This is a genomic window from Companilactobacillus kedongensis (genome assembly GCF_003946625.1).
Lineage (GTDB): Bacteria > Bacillota > Bacilli > Lactobacillales > Lactobacillaceae > Companilactobacillus > Companilactobacillus kedongensis.
Map to the genome: position 1 here is coordinate 158,865 of NZ_RHOR01000001.1, position 16,996 is coordinate 175,860.

Below are 16,996 nucleotides of genomic sequence, written 5' to 3' on the forward strand. Positions count from 1 at the left end.
AAAAATTTGGACAAAGTAAGCTTTAGAAAAAGGCAAATAGACTTAATTGATGATTTTATGAAATCTGGAAATGCACAACAAGAGATCAATGATCTTTACATGCAATTATTCCAAAATGAGGAATTCATCAATTCAAAGAATATCGGCATTACTTTGAGTATGAATAATGAAATTCCTACTTTTCCAATTATCAAGTATTGTTGGGATATGGGGAAAGATGTCTATATACCAAAGACTTTTGCAGATTATACAATGACGTTTGTTAAGTACACGAGTGAAACTCCACTTGAAGATAGTTCGTTTGGTGTTAAAGAACCAGTTAACTATGAAGTGGATACTGTAAATCCTCCAGAACTGATCATTGTTCCAGGTTTGGCTTTTTCCAAACAAGATAATAATCGTTTAGGCTTTGGTGCAGGATATTATGATCGTTATCTAGCTTCACATCCTACAAGAACCATTTCTTTGGCAATGTCTGAACAATACTATTTACAAACTCCCTGGCCAGTTTACGTACTAGATAAATCAGTTGATGAAATCATCACTGTGAAAGGCGAGAATAATGTATAGAGAAAGAGAGCCTTATGTTACATGGTTTCTTTTGGCTTTAACAGTTGGCGTCTTTGTATTAGAAACAATTAGTGGTGGTTCTCAAAGTACAAGTACTTTAGTTAACTTTGGCGCAAAATTTACACCGATGATCCAAGACGGCCAATGGTGGCGTCTGATTGCACCGATATTTTTACATATAGGTATCTTTCATATTTTGATGAATGGATTTACGCTATATATTATGGGTAGATCATTAGAACCGTTGATGGGACATTGGCGATTTTTTGTTTTATACATGCTAAGTGGGATAGTTGGCAACTTGGCTAGCTTTGCTTTTGGTGGATATTATACGATTTCCGCTGGAGCAAGTACCTCACTATTCGGAACTTTCGCTGCATTCTTGGCCTTTGCCTTGATGTACCGCGATAATCCTGGATTTCAAGAGTTAGGAAAATCATTTCTAACATTGATTGTTCTAAACTTGATAATAAGTTTAGTAGGATCAAGCTTTGACGTTTGGGGTCATATCGGCGGTATTGTAGGTGGCTTTTTCCTAGGCTTTGTTTTAGGTTTGCCAAAAGGAGACCGTCCAAAGTTGATAATTAGGATAATTTCAGTGATAATTATTGTTGTTGTTTCTTACTTTATGTATGCAAGAGGTATGAACATTGGATAATGTAAGTTTAAAAAATCTCTATGATGTACAACAGTTATTGAAGCGTTTTGGTACTTATGTTCATTTAGGTAAAAGACTCTGGGATATTGAACTAATGTCAATTGAAGTCAGAAATTTATTTGATAATGAAATGATCGATAAGGATACCTTTATTAGAGCTCAGCTGGTGTTAAAGTCAGAACACAGAAAAGAAGAGAATAAAGATAAAGAAGAGAAGGAAAGATAACAGTGACAGAGAAAAAACTAATCGGTGTTGATCTAGGTGGCACAACAATCAAATTTGCAATACTTACTGCTGATGGAGATATCCAACAGAAGTGGAGTATGGAAACTAACGTTTTAGCAGATGGACAAATGATTATTCCTGACATTATTGACTCGATCAATCATCATCTAAAGATGTATGAGATGAAAGCAGATCAATTTGATGGAATTGGCTTAGGTTCACCAGGTACTATTAATTTTAAAGAAGGTACAATTAAGGGAGCTTATAACTTAAATTGGACTGATTCAGTATATCCTGTTCGTGATATTGAAGAAGGTACTGGAATTCCTGTTACAATTGAAAATGACGCAAACGTTGCTGCCCTTGGTGAAAGATGGAAGGGTGCTGGTAATAATGCGGATGATGTTGTCTTTGTTACTCTAGGTACTGGCGTTGGTGGTGGTATCATTGCTGGCGGTAATTTATTGCATGGTGCAAATGGAGCTGCGGGTGAGATCGGTCATATTACTGTTGATCCTCATGGTTTCTTATGTACATGTGGTAAGCGCGGATGTTTGGAAACTATTGCATCTGCAACTGGAATCGTACATGTTGCTCGAGATCGTGCTAGCGAATACGCTGGTGATTCAGAACTTAAAGCTATGCTTGATGATGGTCAAGACATTTCAGCAAAAGATGTTTTTGATTTAGCTAAGAAAAATGATGATCTTGCATTGATCGTTGCAGATTATGTTTGTGATTCATTAGGTTTTGCTTTGGCTAATGTTGCCAACTCACTAAATCCTAAGTATGTCGTTATTGGTGGTGGTGTTTCAGCTGCAGGTGACTTTTTACTGGATAAAGTTAACAAGGCAATGCGTGTTAATGAGTTCGCTACTATCAAAGATTCAACCGAATTACGTTTGGCTAGTCTTGGTAACGGTGCAGGAGTTATTGGCGCTGCCTCATTGATCAAGATGAAATAGGGGGTATTTTTGATGGATATGAAGGTTTTAAATATAATTTTGTACATAATCGTAATTGCAGTTTTTGCATATATGGTTGGTTCATGGGCATATTATAAGATTCAAGCAAGAAGATTAAAGGGTGCTATTGATCAAGATGAATTTGAAGAAAATATGAGAAAAGCACAAATCATTGATTTGCGTGAAAAAAACAATTTTGATTCAAAACATATCTTGGGTGCTAGAAATTTACCATATACTCAATTGAAGTATAACGAAGGTGAATTAAGACCTGACTTGCCGGTTTATTTGTATGAAGAACGTCCTTCTGTAAGTATCAGAGCAGCTTTAAAACTCAAAAAATGGGGATTTGAAGATGTTAAATGGTTAGATGAACGCTTTTCCGAATGGAAAGGTAAGACTAAAAAAACTACTAAATTATAAAATAAAAAAAGTCGAGACATTGTCTCGACTTTTTGCTATGGATTTTTAATTATTAGCCTTGGTGTGCTTGTAGGCTTTTACGGTTTGCACGACGACGGTTAGCTTCGATGCGGTCGTTTTCTTGATCTTCAGGTTCGATCACGTGTTTCTTGAATGCGTGAAGAGCACCATAAACTGCAGTTGCAGTAGTTACTGAACCAATTAAGAAACCTTTAGCGAAGCGAAAATGTTTTTGTTGTTTTGCCATAATGTCATACCTCCTATCCTTGGTTATATTATGGCGTATTTTAGGGAAAATATCTATAAAATTAGCGTTAGAGGTGAGTTTTTTGGAAAAAATTATCGCAATTGTTGGTCCAACGGCAGTGGGTAAAAGTGCTTTAGGTATTAATTTGGCACAAAAGTTCTCTGGAGAGATAATTTCTGGTGATTCGATGCAGATATATCGTCATTTAGATATTGGAACCGCTAAGGATTCAAAAGAAGAATTAAAGCTTGTTAAACATCATTTGGTAGATATTTGTGACGTTGACCAGCGTTATACAGTCAAAGATTTTCAAGAAAAGGCTGTTTCGATCATTCACGAACTTAATATAAATAATAAACCGCCATTTGTTGTTGGAGGAACCGGCTTTTATTTGAATTCATTGGTTAAAAATTTAAACTTAGGTGGATCTGCTTCAGGAGATGACGATCTTCGTGACAGCCTGCTTCAAATAGAAAAAAGTGGTAACCTAGAGAAATTACAGGAAATATTAAAAAGTACTGATCCAAAAGCTTACGATTCAATTGACATAAGTAATTCCAGACGAGTTATTAGAGCTATCGAAGTATATCAAACAACTGGTGAATCAATTACTCAACAGAATAACGGGGACAAGTGGGCTGACTTCTATATTATTGGTTTAACAGATGATCGAGAGAAACTTTATGATCGCATTAACCAGAGAGTCGATAAAATGGTTGATATGGGGCTTATTGAGGAAGCTAAGGCTGTTTTTGATGATCGGGAGTCTATTCCTCAGGCTAAGAATGGAATTGGTTATAAGGAACTATTTCCATACTTTTCAGGTGTTTCAGACTTGGACAGTTGTTTAAATGAAATAAAAAAGAATTCTCGACACTTTGCAAAGCGACAATTAACATATTTTAGAAATCAAATGGATGTGGATTGGTATAATATCAGTGAGGTAAATGATTATCAATCGGTAATCAGCCAAAAGATAGAGAAATTTTTAGGAGGAAAATATGACAACTTGGGATAAGAATTTTCCAGAAGGACTAAAAGAGGTCATAAAAAAAACTGATCAACAGATCGCTGGACAACTAGCAGAAATTGATGATCGTGTTTTAGATAATCAAGATAAAGTTTTAAATGCCTTTCGCAATGAGGGAATTGATGAGAGCAGTTTGCTTGGCACGACAGGTTATGGTGACGATGATCGTGGTCGTGATCAATTAGAAGCTATTTATTCAGACGTTTTTAAGACGGAAGCTGCGCTAGTGCGTCCACAATTTGTTTCAGGAACACATACTCTAGCTACTGCTTTATTCGGTATGTTGCGTCCCGGAGATAATCTATTGTATGTAACCGGTGAGCCATACGATACTATGCAAGAGGTTGTTGGTACAGCAGGTAATAAGAAGGGTTCATTGATCGATTATAAAATTGGTTTTGATTATGTTGAAATGATCGGTGACAAAGTTGACTTTGAGACAATGTCTAAGAAAATCAAGAAACAACATCCTAAAGTGGTAGCTATTCAAAGATCTCGTGGTTATTCAACACGTAAGAGCTTGACGGTGGCTGAAATTGCTGAAATCATCAAACATGTACGTGAAGTTGAACCCGAAGCAATCATCTTTGTTGATAACTGCTATGGGGAATTCTCTGAAACTATTGAACCAACTGAAGTTGGAGCTGACATAATGGCTGGTTCATTGATCAAAAACGCTGGTGGTGGTATCGCTAGAACTGGTGGTTACATCGTTGGTAAAAAAGAACTTGTTGAACTATCTAGTTACCGTCTGACTGCTCCTGGTATTGGTGATTCAGAAGGTGCTACGATCGACCGTCTGGCTGAAATGTTCCAAGGATTTTTCTTAGCACCAAGAGTTACGGGTAATGCTATTAAGGGAGCAATCTTTGAGGCAGCCATTTTTGAAAATCTTGGTTTGAATGTTTCGCCAAAATGGAATGCTGATAGAACCGATTTGATTCAAACTATTACCTTTAATGATCCCGATAAGATGGTTCAATTTGCCAAAGTCGTTCAAAAATTTTCGCCGATCGATTCTAATGTTTTACCAATTCCAAGTGAAATGTCAGGTTACGAAGATGAAGTAGTCATGGCAGCGGGAACATTTGTGTCAGGAGCTAGTGTAGAGTTTTCTGCAGATGGTCCAATGCGTGCTCCATATATTATCTATATTCAAGGTGGATTAACATATGAACATGTGAAAATTGCTATTTCGAATGCTTGTAACGAGTTATTTTTTAAGTAAAGAAATATGTTTAAACAAGTGAGCTGATTTGTTAATAAAATAAATAAGATTTGTTATAATATCGGCAATTGATAATGTTGTCCAGATACTGAAGACATAAAAAGCTGTAAAGATACCTGGAGTGTGGGCCTATGAAAATAGAAAATTTGATTCAATTAGTAAAGAATAGTAGTCCTAAGGATTCCGAGGATACAGTGCATGATAGAGAAATTGCCGCTGAATTAGAAAAAGAAAATAAGTAATAAATTAAGCTAGGTCGTTAGATCTAGTTTTTTTAGTCTAATAAAATGATTTTTTTTATTTTTTCCGTTGACATCATTGGGGTACATTCTCTATAATAATACAAGTGATGTTGCAGTGGCTCAGTTGGATAGAGCAACGGTCTTCTAAACCGTAGGTCGTGAGTTCGAATCTCACCTGCAGCATAATTAAAAGCTGTAAGTATTGTTTATCAATACTTACAGCTTTTTCTTTTGCTTTTTTTTACTTTTTATTAACATTAAATTCTATTCTCGTTCAATACTTAGGATCGATGAAGTTTTGATTGACTTGGTGCTGTCCTTACCAACACTGAACCAATCACTAGTTCCAAGTAGTCCTTCGATTTTAGCCACTTCGTCAATTGAATTATATTGTTTCCCATCTTTGAAGTTACCTTCAAAGATTTGTTCAAGATAATATGTATCTCCCTCATCACTGAAACGAGATGAGAGGGCTTTACTAGTTCTAATATATGTATCAGGTTTGATTCTAAGCTTTTCTCCATTTAGAAATGTAATGATTATACTCATATTTTTTACCCCCTATGCCAAGTATAGCAAAATCTTACTATTATATGATTGTAAGCCCTAACTTTTTGAAAAAATAAGAAGATTCTAAAAAATGATAAATAAAAAAGTCGATAACCGAAAGATTTACTTTCGATATATCGACTAAACTTATTCATCAACCAGTTCTTTTTTTCGATTATTAATTATTTGTTCTAATTCCTTAAGATCATCGAGAGTTGACTTCTTGCGGATAAAACTTCTAGCCGATGATCGCATGGCAATATAGTTTGCACGTTCTTTGTTGTTCTTATGCCATTTTTTGTTTGCCTTTCGTTGAGCATCAGATAAAACCATAGTAATCTCCTTTAATTCCCCTGTTTACAAGATTATACACAGTAGCTTTAAATGAAATCAAGAAAATTCATAAATTGAACCTGTAAAAAAATAATCAGTTCGTTTAAATACTCATAATAGATATTTCTTGTAGATTATCTTGATTGTTATACAATAATTATTAAAATAATTCTTTATATAGTAAGTTTTAAAAGAGGGTTGATAAAGTTTATGGAAAAAGTTATTGATACTACAACCGGAAGATTTCAGGGGATAGAATCAACAAACGGTGTTAAATTTATTGGTGTTAAATTTGGACATCCGAGACGATTCAAACGTGCGGTTCCATATCGGGCTAAAAGTAAATTAACTTTTGCGACTAAAGTTGGTACTCAGCCAATGCAGGAAGCGGCACTTGATAATAGTCTAGCCGAAATTAAATTTGGCGAGGATTGTTTGAATCTTGACATTTCAACACCAGATCCAAATGGTAAATACCCAATTGTAATTGAGTTTTACGGTGGAGGATTCTTGCGTGGAGGGACTCTAAAAAGAGTCATGCCATGGCTTGATAATCAAAATGTCGTTCATATCGTACCAAATTATCGTTTGGGTTTGTTTGGTTGGGCAAATGTCGAAGGTGGAGACACTAATGTCGGTCTTTCTGATCAAATTTTAGCTATCAAATGGGTGATCGATAATGCGTCTAGATTTGGCGGGGATGTTAATGACATTAGTCTGGTTGGACATTCCGCAGGTGGTAAGTCGATCGCAGCTTTGATGGCCTCAAATGAAGCTGTTATGGATCAAATAAAAAAAATCGTCTTATTTAGCGGCTCGTTGCAAACAATCAGAGATGAAGGGACTGCCAAAAGGGTTTTAAATCGTTTTTGTTCTGCCAATAAACTCGACCCTAAAGATTTGTTTAACTTAACTGACGACGGTATGTTGATTGCACAGAATAAATGTATCGGCGATCATTTGGCTACTAACTGGTTTGGTCCGATCATTGATAATGATTTGATCTCGGATAACTGGCGAGACGTTTTGATCAGTCGTCAAAAACGCACAGAGTTTAAGACACTGGTTGAGGCAGGCAGTAATGAATTGATCCATTTGAAGACTTATTCACTTGAAGAATTAAAATCAAATGTCATTGTTGATCTTTTTGGTGAGAATTCAAAAATAATTTTGAAGCAATTGCCGAACAGTGATCAAAAAGAGCATTTGTTAAAGTTGATCGGAGAATCAATGTATACTTTTCCAGCCGATCGGACGGCACAGTTATTAAAAGATAACGGTGAGGTCTACGGAAACTATTCTAATGTGCTTGATGGTCGACATGGCGGGAATGTCACTTATCTGGCTACTAAAAATGCAGACTTACCGATCAATCAAAGAAAGAACCAGAAATTTTATTTGCAGCTTATAATGGATTTCATTATTAATGGCAAACCATATAATGATGATTTGAAGTACGAATGGCCATTATTTGATGATAATCAATTGGTCATGAAACTGGATCCGGATGACATTAGTAGTGTTTCGATGATCAGTCATCAATGGATCAAAAATCTACCCTGGCAGACGTACAAATTATAAAAAAATAATTCTTAATTTATGCTGATGTATCAATTATTCTTAAGAGCGATAAAAATATAGTATTGCATTTTAAAAAGAATGATTCTAAAATGATGTTGTTGTGCTTAAAGTTTAAGCGTTTAAACGCTTAGGATTTTAGAGGTGGGATGCTTGAAAAGGGAGTATTCATATTTTATTACGATAGCTTTTATATTGCTTGATTTAGTTGTTTCGTTTTTAACACAGTTGAATATTATAAGTAATGTAGCTGGAATAATTATAGGAATCGTTTTGATAGGAATTTTAGTTATTTTGACTAGGGTTGCCAAAGGAATTAACCTTAGACGGGGAAGAATGGCATTTTCATTCTTTATGGCGTTATTTTTATCACTTATGTTTATGACGTCATTAGCAGTTTAATTATCTGAATATTAAAAAAAGATTGTTGCAATGTATTTTGCTTCAATCTTTTTTAGTGTACTCTAAAATATATATTGTTTTTAAGAGGGGTATTTGCATGTCCAACAAAGCTTTGAAGAGAACCATTTTGGGAACGATTTTTTTGGTTCTCAGTATTCTATATACGGTATTATTTTCCCCGCATGCGACAATTCGTTTATTGGATAGCTATGATATGCTATTTCATCTTAATCGGGTCAATAGTTTGGGTAATATTTTGGTGTCGCCGGTCAATTTCAACTATTGGGATCATGTCGGTAACTTTACTAGTGTATTTTATCCTTGGTTCACCCTTTCACCGGGATATTTAATATTCAAGATGGTGAGTGATCCAATAATAAGTTTTTTGATTTTTCTAACCTTGATAACATTTTTAACATTCATTAGTTCGTATTATTTTATGGCTAAATTCTCTAAAGATACGTTACAAGCATTTTTATTTTCAATTCTATATACTTTGTCATTCTTTAGAGTTGCCAGTGTGTTTTATCGGGTCGGATTGGCAGAATATATTTCATATATATTTATTCCGTTAATTTTCTATGCTTTTGCGGAGATATTATCAGGTAATTTTAATAAATGGCCTTTATTTGCCACCGGATTAACGTTAACTGTCCTAACTCATCCACTTACGGCTTTTATTACGGTCATTATGCTGATACCTTTGGTGATCTTGGTTATTTTTTCAAAGGTATCTCACAGTTTTAGGTATTGGGGACAATTGATTTGGGCTGGAGTTCAATCAATTATTCTAGTTATTGTTGCTTCAAGTGGTTTTATTTTGCCAATGATAGAACAAAAGAGGGCATTGGCCACTAATAGACCGGCACTCTTGGATCTAGCACAAATGGCACAGAAGCCGATGGACCTATTCAACAACGCATTGCATACTGATGTGAGAAGTTATTCGATCGGGATTATTTCTTTACTGACAATTGTTTTGATTGTGATATTTATTTGGAAAGATAAATTTTCATACCGTCTTGTTGCTATCGAAGGATTACTTGCTTTGGTATTATCGACAAATCTATTTCCATGGCATCTAGTTCAAAATACTTTCTTTAATTTGATGCAATTTCCATGGCGCTTTTTAAATATGGTCACCTTCTTCTTTGCCATTTATCTAAGTCATATTTTGGCCAAATTGATGAAAAACAGATCTTCATTAACTAAATTGTCGGTTTTAGTTTTGATGACAGTAGCCTGCGGCAGTCAGGTTTATTTAAGCGGTATGAAGGTCAACAGTCAGCCTTCTCCATTTGCCACAGTCACATCAAAAAATGCTGATCAAAAAATCAAGAGTTTTCATCAAGAAGACTATTATCCGGTACAAAGCCTTCCTTACAGCGATGAGATCAAAAGTCACAAGTTTGTTATTAATGATAAAAAGGTCAAAGTCCCGTTTGAAACTACGGCTAACACGTATTCAATTAAGTACTACAGTAAGAATGCTGTAAAAATGGATATTCCGGTATTATTTTATAAAGGAATTAAGGTTTCAATAAATAATGAAGTCGTAAGTCCTAAGATTTCTGAGCGTGGTACGGTTGAAATCAAAACAGCACAAGGTCAAAATAATATTCAAATTCAGTATTATTATACTAAAATTGCCAGAGTATCTATGGCGGTCAGTGTCGTCGGTTTTATTATTTTAATTTGGTTATTATTTAACAATGGACATTGGTCATTTAGAAAACTTCTTAAAGATAGTTGAAAAATATCTTAATATTTGCTATATTTTATTAGTTGCAATCACTATTGCATCTACAACCGCTCAAAATCAGGTTTAAGCTATAGGCACCTGATTGGCGAGTCTTAGAAGGGAGTGTACACGCTATGTACGCAATTATTAAAACTGGTGGTAAGCAATATAAGGTTGAAGAAAATGACTCAATCTTTATTGAAAAACTTGATGTTAAAGAAGGGGACGCTGTTACATTTGATGATGTAATTTTAGTTTCTGACGGAGACAGTATTAAAGTTGGAGATCCTGTTGTAGCAGGTGCTTCAGTTACAGGTAAAGTTGAAAAACAAGGTAAGGACAAGAAAGTTGTTACTTACAAATACAAACCTAAGAAGCATTCACATACTAAGACAGGCCACCGTCAACCATATACAAGAGTACTTATTGACAGTATCAAGGCTTAGTTATGATTAGAGCAAGTTTTTACCAGAATGAAGACCAAAAATTTGAATCTTTTTTGATTCTAGGACATGCAGATTCTGGACCATACGGTCAGGACCTTGTCTGTGCAGCTGTTTCGGCAGTTTCAATTGGAACAATCAATAATCTGGAAAAACTTACTGAGGATACTCCACTCGTAGTTCTCGACGAGGAAAACGGTGGACACCTTGGTTGTCGCTTTGACAAAGCAGTATCACATGATACAGCTTTGTTATTGGAAAACTTATATTGGACATTGAAAGATATTCAAGATAGTTATCCTAAAAACATAGAAGTTCAGATTCAAAAAAATAAAATCGACTTTAATTAGGAGGTAAATTTCATGCTTAAAATGAATTTACAATTTTTCTCTCACCACAAGGGTGGTGGATCAACTGCTAATGGACGTGATTCAGCTGGTCGTAGACTAGGCGCAAAACGTGCTGATGGTCAAGCTATCACTGCCGGTGCAATTATTTATAGACAACGTGGAACAAAGATTCATCCTGGAGCTAATGTTGGTCGCGGTGGCGATGACACATTATTTGCTCTTGCAGATGGCGTTGTTAAGTTCGAAAGACTTGGTAGAGACAAGAAACAAGTTTCAGTTTACTAATAAGAGTTAGAGGGATCACCTCTAAACAACTCAAATTGTTGAAAAAAGAGGACATAGTCCTCTTTTTTTTATATAATAAGCGTGGGTTATTGCCATATTCATAGAAATATTGGTAAGATAATATGTAAAGTGTTTTTTAACGTTTAAAGTAATCGAGGAGATAAATTATGTCAATTTCAGTAAATGAATTTAAAAATGGCCTAACTATTGAAGTAAAAGATGGTTTATGGCGTGTTATTGAGTTCCAACATGTTAAGCCAGGTAAAGGTAGTGCTTTCGTACGTTCTAAGTTAAAGAACTTGAGAACAGGTGCCGTTCAAGAAATGACTTTTAGATCAACTGCTAAAGTTGAAAAAGCTCAAATTGAAAATAAGAAGATGCAATATCTATACGCTGACGGTACAAACCACGTCTTCATGGATATGACTACTTATGAACAATTATCACTTCCACAAGAACAAATCACGAACGAACTTAAGTATCTTAAGGAAAACATGGAAGTTAACATCATGATGTACGGTGGTGAAACTCTTGGTGTAGATATCCCTAATACGGTTGATCTTGAAGTTACAGAAACTGAAGCATCCATTAAGGGTGATACACAATCAGGTGGTTCAAAACCAGCTACTATGGAAACTGGTCTTGTTGTCCAAGTTCCATTCTTTGTTAACCAAGGTGATATGCTAACAATTAACACGCAAGATGGTACATACATTTCACGTGCTAACTAATTTTTGATTATGGAGATAAGTTTATGGCTGAACAAAAATATGTTTCTCTAAAACAAGATAGTGGAAAAATAAATGGAAACGTTGAAATCTCACATCAAGTTATTGAGATTCTTTTAGGAATCGCTACTAGTCAGGTCGAAGGCGTTTATGAAATGAGAGGAAGTCTATCCAGTCGTTTAGATTCTTTATTTGGAAGAATCAATCACGGTAAAGGTGTAGATGTTGTCTTTAATGATAATCAAGTTTCTGCTGACGTGTTTGTTTATCTAGAGTACGGCGTATCTATTCCCAAAGTATCCTTAGAAATTCAAAAATCAGCCATTGAACAACTTGAATTCATGACCGATTTAACTTTGAATGAGATCAATGTACATGTTGTAGGTTTGATCGCTAAAAAAGAAGATGGCGAAATAGAACGTGTAACAACGGAAAAAAAGGAATAAAACGAGTGAGTATGAATAGACATAAAATCAGAGAACTTGCAGTTCAATCGCTTTTTTCCATTGAAACAACAAAAGACGATTCGCAAACAGCAATTAATTCAGTTATGGATATAGCTGATTTGGGTGAGGAAGAAGCTCCTGAATATCTAACTTTCTTAGTATCTGGAACTTTGGAAAAACAAGCCGAATTAGATAAAGAAATTGCCGATCACTTGAAGAAAAAGTGGACAATTCAAAGATTATCACGAATTGATCGGGTTATTTTGCGTGTGGGATTGTTTGAAATGGAAAATAGTTTAGAAGTCCCCAAAAAAGTAGCAATTGATGAAGCAATCGAATTAGCCGGTGAATTTGGCGATAAAGATTCAAAATCATTTGTTAACGGTATATTATCTAACTTTGTTGAAGGGTAAGGCTGGTACTTTGTACCAGCCTTTTTATGGTGAATAAATTGGAAATTTTAGATGGTAAAAAAGTAGCTGGTGCATTAGATGAGAAAATGGCTAAACGAGTTGCTGATTTAAAAAATCAAAATGTGACTCCAGGTTTAGCCGTAATTTTAGTTGGAGACAATAGCGCCAGTGCAATCTATGTTAGAAATAAGAAGCGTCGTGCGGAGAAATTGGGTATCAACTTTCAATTGATCCACTTTGACGATTCAGTTGCAGAAAATGAATTATTAGAAAAAATTGATCAGTTGAATCACGATGATACTGTTGATGGTTTTATTGTTCAATTACCATTGCCAGATCATATTGACGAAGAAAAAGTTATTCAAGCAATCGATTCCAAAAAGGACGTTGATGGTTTTGCACCAGAGAATGTTGGTAATCTTTGGACTGGTGAACCTCACACATTACCTGCTACAGCTTCAGGTATCATGATGATGCTAGACTTTTATAATGTTGATATCGACGGTAAGAATGTTGTAATAATTGGTCGCAGTAATATCGTTGGTAAGCCAGTTGCTGCTATGATGCTTGCTAAGAATGCAACCGTTACTATGACACATTCTCATACTAAAAATTTAGCTGATATTGCTAAACGGGCTGATATTTTGGTCGTTGCCATTGGACAGGCCAAGTTTGTTAACAAGAATTTTGTTAAAGACGGTGCTGTTGTGGTTGATGTTGGTATGGATCATGATGAAAATGGTAAGTTATGTGGAGATGTAGACTTTGACGATGTTAAAGATACTGTCAGCTTTATTTCTCCTGTGCCTGGTGGTGTTGGTCCGATGACGATTACAGCATTAATGGACCAAGTTATTGAGCTTGCCGAAGGCCGTGCTAATGGATAATTCCAAATATTTAACGGTCACTGCACTAACGCAATATCTTAAACGAAAATTTGACGTTGACCCTTATTTGGGGCACGTTTATTTGATGGGGGAGATTTCTAATTTTCGATTACGACCCTCACACCAATATTTTTCTTTAAAAGATGATAAAGCTAAAATATCGGCAATAATGTTCAAATCTAATTTCAGTAAAGTGAAATTTAAACCTGAAGAAGGTATGAAAGTACTTGTAAAGGGCAGAATCTCACTCTATGAGCCAAGTGGAACTTATCAGATGTATGTTGAGTCAATGGAACCTGATGGATTAGGAGCCTTGTATTTGGCACTAGAGCAATTAAAGAAAAAACTTTCTCAACAAGGTGTTTTTGATTTGCCTAAACGTCCAATATCACAATTTCCTAAACGAATAGCTGTTGTGACTAGTCAATCTGGAGCTGTTATTCATGATATTATGACAACCGTTAAAAGACGCTATCCAATCGTTCAGTTGGTATTATTTCCAGCTCAGGTTCAAGGTGATTTGGCTGCAGCTACAATTGTTGAACAATTAAAGAGAATCAATGAAATCGGAAACTTTGATACGATCATTATTGGTCGTGGTGGTGGTTCGATCGAGGATCTCTGGCCATTTAATGAGGAAGTAGTAGCTCAAGCGATTGTTCAAAGTCAGATACCGATCATCTCATCAGTTGGACATGAAACAGATACTACGATTGCAGATATGGTTGCCGATTTAAGAGCAGCTACACCAACAGCCGCGGCAGAATTGGCCACACCAGTTTTACGTGATGTCTTGATGCATATTCAAGACTTGAAAGCTCGTTTGGGTAATGCTCAAGTTAAATTGATTCAAAATTATCGCGACCAAGTTAGAAATTATGCTCAAAATACATTCTTACAGCATCCAGAGCGTATTTATGAAGTTTATTTGCAAAAAGTTGATAATTTGACATCTCGATTAAATAAAGTGGTTTCAGAGCAGATCTATAATCAAAGACAATCTTTGTGGGATTTACGTGGTCGCTTAAATAATCAATCGCCGATGAGCCAATTGCATTATTACGATACAATGGTAAATAATTATCAACAAAGGATTCTAAATTCTACTAATAAGATTATTAATAACAATAGAAACTCCTTCAGTAAAGAAGTTGCTGCACTAGATTCATTGAGCCCATTAAAAACCTTGAGTCGTGGTTATGCTATTGCGACTAATGATGATGGTAAAATATTAAAACAAGCAAAAGATTATCAAGTTGATCAAACAATCAATTTAAAAGTTACTGATGGTAATGTTAAATTAATAACCAAGGAAATAAGTGAGGAAAATAATGGCTGAAGAAAAGAAATCATTTGAAGATAATTTGAAAGATTTAGAAGACATTGTAACTAATCTTGAAAATGGAAATGTTCCTTTGGAAGAAGCTATGGAGAATTTCAAAAAGGGAATTTCATTAAGTAAAAAGCTTGAAAAAACTCTCGGTGATGCTGAAACAACCGTCACAAAAATCATGCAAAAAGATGGTTCAGAGTCTACATTAGAAGATAAAGATAATGAAGGTAATGAATAGTTATGGATATAAAAGAATTTCGTGATTTTCATGAAAAAGTCCTACCTGAATTTGACCAATTTTTAACTGCTAAATTAAATAAGGAAATAAAGCAACCCAAATTAAGGGATGCTATGCTTTATTCTTTAAATTCTGGTGGAAAAAGAGTTCGACCAGTTTTGATGTTAGCCGTAATATATTCTTGTGGTGTGAAACTGGAAGATTTAAAGGACTATTATGATATTGCTGGTGCTATCGAATTGATCCATACGTATTCATTGATCCATGACGATTTACCCGAAATGGATAATGATGATTATCGTCGTGGTAAGTTAACTAGTCATAAGAAATTTGGAACTGGTCCAGCGGTATTGGCTGGCGATGGATTATTGACGCAAGCATTTTATTGGATAGCTAAGTCTAATTTAGATGCATCTAAACGTATGGCTGCTGTTAGAATATTGAGTCATAATGCTGGTCCAATGGGTATGGTTGCCGGTCAAATGACAGATATTAGCCATCAGAAATTAAATGAAGATGAATTAACATTATTGCATCAACATAAAACGGCAGATTTAATCGTTGCTGCAATTACTATTGGATCGTTTTGTGCGGATCATGAATTATCAAGTCATTTAGTAGAATATGGACAAAAGGTGGGACTAGCCTTTCAATTAAAAGATGATTTAGATGACAGTGATGATGGGGAAGATGTCAACAAGAATACTTTTCCTAATCTGATCGGAAAATCTGCTACCGAAGAAAAATTACGTAATTTAGTTAAAGATGCTTTGAATGCAGTATTAAAGGAAGAAAAGTTTGATAAGAATTTGATGGTCAGTTTCTTAGACTATTTTAAATAGACAGGTGAAAATTTTTGGCAAAAAAAAGAGTAGATGTATTATTAGTCGAGCAAAATTTATTTGAATCACGTGAACAAGCTAAGCGTTCAATTATGGCGGGGGAAGTCTATAACCAAGATAATTTACGTTTTGACAAGCCGGGTGAAAAAATCGATCCAGACACGATCCTTCATGTTGTCGCAGGTGCGCATAGTAAATATGTTAGTCGTGGTGGTTATAAGTTAGAAAAAGCTGTGGAATCATTTAATATTGATCTACAGGATAAAATCTGTCTTGATATTGGTTCGTCAACCGGTGGATTTACTGATGTAGCTTTGCAGAATGGTGCCAAGATGGTGTATGCCTTAGACGTTGGTTATAATCAATTGGCTTGGAAATTGCGCAGTGATGATCGTGTTGTAGTGATGGAACGAGTTAATTTTCGTTACAGCAAACCTGATGACTTTCACGATGGATTGCCAGAATTTGCTATGACTGATGTTTCATTTATCTCTTTGGAGCTGATCTTACCACCAATGTTTAATATCATATTGCCCGGTTCTGAAGCTGTTTGTCTAATCAAACCACAATTTGAAGCTGGTCCAGAGAATGTTGGTAAGCATGGTATCGTGCGTGATCATAAAGTTCATCAGATGGTTTTAGAGAAGATTTTGAATTTCGCTAAAGAGTCAGGATTTATCGTTAAAGGATTAGACTTTTCTCCTATTAAAGGTGGAGAGGGTAATATTGAATTCTTGATGAATATTCAAAAACCTCAAACAGAACAACCTGGCGAGATTTTAGATAGTGTATCGATTGAAGATACTATGAATGCAGCGTACACAAGTCTTAATAAATAG

At 35.2% G+C, this 16,996-nt stretch carries 23 protein-coding genes, 1 tRNA gene and 1 other annotated feature; of the genes, 21 read left to right on the top strand and 3 right to left on the bottom strand.

What is annotated here, in order from left to right; genetic code table 11:
* The first annotated feature begins 6 nt into the window (after positions 1-6).
* The 5 genes from EKM60_RS00725 to EKM60_RS00745 are packed head-to-tail and all read left to right on the top strand — an operon-like array spanning position 7 to position 2,842.
* A complete protein-coding gene (locus tag EKM60_RS00725; protein ID WP_125711624.1) occupies positions 7-570 on the top strand; it encodes a 5-formyltetrahydrofolate cyclo-ligase in 564 nt (187 codons plus the stop codon).
* Positions 563-1,228 (top strand): rhomboid family intramembrane serine protease, encoded by a 666-nt coding sequence (locus tag EKM60_RS00730; protein WP_125711625.1) that lies wholly within the window; start codon positions 563-565, stop codon positions 1,226-1,228. The genes EKM60_RS00725 and EKM60_RS00730 overlap by 8 nt, the downstream gene beginning before the upstream one ends.
* Positions 1,221-1,454: a YqgQ family protein gene (locus EKM60_RS00735; protein WP_125711626.1), complete on the top strand. Its 234-nt coding sequence runs from the start codon at positions 1,221-1,223 to the stop codon at positions 1,452-1,454. Before EKM60_RS00730 ends, EKM60_RS00735 begins: the two co-directional genes overlap by 8 nt.
* A gap of 2 nt (positions 1,455-1,456) precedes the next feature.
* The gene (locus EKM60_RS00740; RefSeq protein WP_125711627.1) at positions 1,457-2,419 is read left to right on the top strand and encodes an ROK family glucokinase; all 963 of its coding nucleotides are present in this window, start codon (positions 1,457-1,459) and stop codon (positions 2,417-2,419) included.
* 18 nt (positions 2,420-2,437) lie between these two features.
* On the top strand, positions 2,438-2,842 hold the full coding sequence (locus EKM60_RS00745) for a rhodanese-like domain-containing protein (RefSeq protein WP_125711859.1): 405 nt from the start codon (positions 2,438-2,440) through the stop codon (positions 2,840-2,842).
* A 52-nt stretch (positions 2,843-2,894) separates the two neighbouring features.
* On the opposite strand, the gene EKM60_RS00750 is transcribed toward EKM60_RS00745, so the two are convergent.
* Positions 2,895-3,089 carry a DUF3042 family protein gene (locus EKM60_RS00750; RefSeq protein ID WP_125711628.1) on the bottom strand — a complete coding sequence of 65 codons (195 nt, stop codon included), beginning with the start codon at positions 3,087-3,089 and terminating at the stop codon, positions 2,895-2,897.
* Positions 3,090-3,171: 82 nt separating this feature from the next.
* On the opposite strand from EKM60_RS00750, the gene miaA reads away from it, so the two are divergent.
* The 3 genes from miaA (at position 3,172) to EKM60_RS00765 (ending at position 5,772) form a co-directional block, all read left to right on the top strand.
* Entirely contained in the window at positions 3,172-4,107 is a 936-nt protein-coding gene (gene miaA, locus EKM60_RS00755; RefSeq protein WP_125711629.1) for a tRNA (adenosine(37)-N6)-dimethylallyltransferase MiaA, read from the top strand.
* The gene (locus tag EKM60_RS00760) at positions 4,091-5,347 is read left to right on the top strand and encodes a methionine gamma-lyase family protein (RefSeq protein WP_125711630.1); all 1,257 of its coding nucleotides are present in this window, start codon (positions 4,091-4,093) and stop codon (positions 5,345-5,347) included. The genes miaA and EKM60_RS00760 overlap by 17 nt, the downstream gene beginning before the upstream one ends.
* A gap of 351 nt (positions 5,348-5,698) precedes the next feature.
* Positions 5,699-5,772: transfer RNA gene (locus EKM60_RS00765), tRNA-Arg, on the top strand.
* An 81-nt stretch (positions 5,773-5,853) separates the two neighbouring features.
* Here the strand turns inward: EKM60_RS00765 and EKM60_RS00770 are convergent.
* Positions 5,854-6,138 (bottom strand): hypothetical protein, encoded by a 285-nt coding sequence (locus EKM60_RS00770; RefSeq protein ID WP_125711631.1) that lies wholly within the window; start codon positions 6,136-6,138, stop codon positions 5,854-5,856.
* 147 nt (positions 6,139-6,285) lie between these two features.
* The gene (locus EKM60_RS00775; RefSeq protein ID WP_125711632.1) at positions 6,286-6,471 is read right to left on the bottom strand and encodes a hypothetical protein; all 186 of its coding nucleotides are present in this window, start codon (positions 6,469-6,471) and stop codon (positions 6,286-6,288) included.
* Positions 6,472-6,681: 210 nt separating this feature from the next.
* Between EKM60_RS00775 and EKM60_RS00780 the strand changes: the two genes are divergently transcribed.
* The 13 genes from EKM60_RS00780 to EKM60_RS00840 all read left to right on the top strand — a co-directional run bounded on the left by EKM60_RS00780 (position 6,682) and on the right by EKM60_RS00840 (position 16,996).
* A complete protein-coding gene (locus EKM60_RS00780) occupies positions 6,682-8,052 on the top strand; it encodes a carboxylesterase family protein (protein WP_125711633.1) in 1,371 nt (456 codons plus the stop codon).
* A gap of 496 nt (positions 8,053-8,548) precedes the next feature.
* Positions 8,549-10,204 (top strand): DUF6541 family protein, encoded by a 1,656-nt coding sequence (locus tag EKM60_RS00785; protein WP_125711634.1) that lies wholly within the window; start codon positions 8,549-8,551, stop codon positions 10,202-10,204.
* 44 nt (positions 10,205-10,248) lie between these two features.
* Positions 10,249-10,316, top strand: a sequence feature (ribosomal protein L21 leader region).
* 10 nt (positions 10,317-10,326) lie between these two features.
* The gene (gene rplU / locus EKM60_RS00790) at positions 10,327-10,638 is read left to right on the top strand and encodes a 50S ribosomal protein L21 (RefSeq protein ID WP_057763614.1); all 312 of its coding nucleotides are present in this window, start codon (positions 10,327-10,329) and stop codon (positions 10,636-10,638) included.
* 2 nt (positions 10,639-10,640) lie between these two features.
* Positions 10,641-10,985, top strand: coding sequence for a ribosomal-processing cysteine protease Prp (locus tag EKM60_RS00795; RefSeq protein ID WP_125675706.1), 345 nt, complete (start codon positions 10,641-10,643; stop codon positions 10,983-10,985).
* A 12-nt stretch (positions 10,986-10,997) separates the two neighbouring features.
* Positions 10,998-11,270, top strand: a complete 273-nt coding sequence (gene rpmA / locus EKM60_RS00800) for a 50S ribosomal protein L27 (protein ID WP_125711635.1) — start codon at positions 10,998-11,000, stop codon at positions 11,268-11,270.
* Between the two features lie 167 nt (positions 11,271-11,437).
* Complete coding sequence (efp, locus tag EKM60_RS00805; RefSeq protein WP_125711636.1) at positions 11,438-12,001, top strand: elongation factor P; 564 nt, start codon at positions 11,438-11,440, stop codon at positions 11,999-12,001.
* A 23-nt stretch (positions 12,002-12,024) separates the two neighbouring features.
* Positions 12,025-12,444 carry an Asp23/Gls24 family envelope stress response protein gene (locus tag EKM60_RS00810; protein ID WP_125711637.1) on the top strand — a complete coding sequence of 140 codons (420 nt, stop codon included), beginning with the start codon at positions 12,025-12,027 and terminating at the stop codon, positions 12,442-12,444.
* A gap of 11 nt (positions 12,445-12,455) precedes the next feature.
* The gene (gene nusB / locus EKM60_RS00815) at positions 12,456-12,857 is read left to right on the top strand and encodes a transcription antitermination factor NusB (RefSeq protein ID WP_125711638.1); all 402 of its coding nucleotides are present in this window, start codon (positions 12,456-12,458) and stop codon (positions 12,855-12,857) included.
* Between the two features lie 26 nt (positions 12,858-12,883).
* Positions 12,884-13,744: a bifunctional 5,10-methylenetetrahydrofolate dehydrogenase/5,10-methenyltetrahydrofolate cyclohydrolase gene (locus EKM60_RS00820; RefSeq protein ID WP_125711639.1), complete on the top strand. Its 861-nt coding sequence runs from the start codon at positions 12,884-12,886 to the stop codon at positions 13,742-13,744.
* Complete coding sequence (gene xseA / locus EKM60_RS00825; RefSeq protein ID WP_125711640.1) at positions 13,737-15,083, top strand: exodeoxyribonuclease VII large subunit; 1,347 nt, start codon at positions 13,737-13,739, stop codon at positions 15,081-15,083. Before EKM60_RS00820 ends, xseA begins: the two co-directional genes overlap by 8 nt.
* Positions 15,076-15,315 (top strand): exodeoxyribonuclease VII small subunit, encoded by a 240-nt coding sequence (locus EKM60_RS00830; RefSeq protein ID WP_125711641.1) that lies wholly within the window; start codon positions 15,076-15,078, stop codon positions 15,313-15,315. The genes xseA and EKM60_RS00830 overlap by 8 nt, the downstream gene beginning before the upstream one ends.
* A gap of 2 nt (positions 15,316-15,317) precedes the next feature.
* A complete protein-coding gene (locus tag EKM60_RS00835) occupies positions 15,318-16,157 on the top strand; it encodes a polyprenyl synthetase family protein (RefSeq protein WP_125711642.1) in 840 nt (279 codons plus the stop codon).
* 14 nt (positions 16,158-16,171) lie between these two features.
* Positions 16,172-16,996: a TlyA family RNA methyltransferase gene (locus tag EKM60_RS00840; protein ID WP_125711643.1), complete on the top strand. Its 825-nt coding sequence runs from the start codon at positions 16,172-16,174 to the stop codon at positions 16,994-16,996.